Annotated in this window: 1 pseudogene; it reads right to left on the bottom strand. The window is 71.3% G+C overall.

Annotated elements, in window-relative coordinates:
- Positions 1-157: 157 nt before the first annotated feature.
- Positions 158-1,086, bottom strand: a pseudogene (locus C2L71_RS12080) (hypothetical protein); the annotation flags it as partial.

Genomic DNA, 1,086 nt, shown 5'->3' with positions numbered 1-1,086 from the left:
GGCCGCGGGGGCGGGCGGCGCGGGTTCGACGGCGGGCTGCGCGGGGACGGCGTCGCGAACAAATGTTTCACGTGAAACATTTTTGGACACCGGGGCGTTGGAAACCGGGGCCGCGGACGCGGCGGGCTGCTGGTTGTTGTTTTCGTTCTCGTCCATGTCAGTCCCATCCTTCTATGCGCAGCTCGAGGGCCGCCGACATCGTGTTCACCTGCGTGGCGCCGGAATAGACGCCCACCTTCGCCGTGGCCCGATACGTCCCGGGGGCCAGATCCGCCGCGAGGGCCAGATCCTCCAGGTAGCTTCCCGGCGCCACCATGCGAGTGGAGCCCACCAGCTCGCCGGTGTCGTCGAGGTAGACGTCCATGCGGGCGGAGTACTCGTTTTGCGCGGGGTTCTCGAACTCCACGTTCACGACGTTGGCGGGACCCTGCGACGTGGGGATCTGGTTGACCACCAGCCGGTAGCTGCCGGGGGCCACCGGCGAGTCGGCAGCGTTGAGGCGGCCGGAGACCGCATGGGGGTCGGGCAGCAGATCGATGCGGTCCTGCACGGGCGCAGGCAGGCGAAACAGACCCAGCCACGCGGCCGCCACGAGCCCCGCCACCAGCAGGAGCAAGACCAGCAGCGCGATGCACGCGTTGCGCGCCGCGCGGGGCTGCTTCTGCTCGGGCGCGCAAGCCTCGGCGGCAGGAGCCGGGGATGCAACGGGCGCGGGCACGGTCGGGGATGCGGGGCGCTCGGCGGCCTTGCGGGCGGCTTTGGCCTGCGCCTCTTCGGCTTCGTGATCGCAAACGGCTTGGGCGCTAGGTGCCTTTCGGGCCGAGGTGCGCTCCTTTGCGGCGCGCTCCTTGGCGGCGCGAGCGTCGGCGCGGGCCTGCCGCTTCCGCTCCTTCGCCGAGAGGGGCAGCGTCCCGGGCGCCGGCAGGGGCTCATCCGACGATGCAGCCGGCATGCCGGAGGGCCCAGGAGCAGGAGCGGGTACGAAACCGGGAGCCGTATGCACGTCGCGAACGGATGTTTCACGTGAAACATCCTCGAGCGCCGGGATCTGCTCGGGGCGCGGGGCGGGCACGGGCGCCACGCGCC

Source organism: Enteroscipio rubneri, assembly GCF_002899715.1.
Lineage (GTDB): Bacteria > Actinomycetota > Coriobacteriia > Coriobacteriales > Eggerthellaceae > Enteroscipio > Enteroscipio rubneri.
The sequence above is the reverse complement of the archived record's forward strand: the minus strand, read 5'-3'. Positions and strand labels throughout refer to the sequence as shown.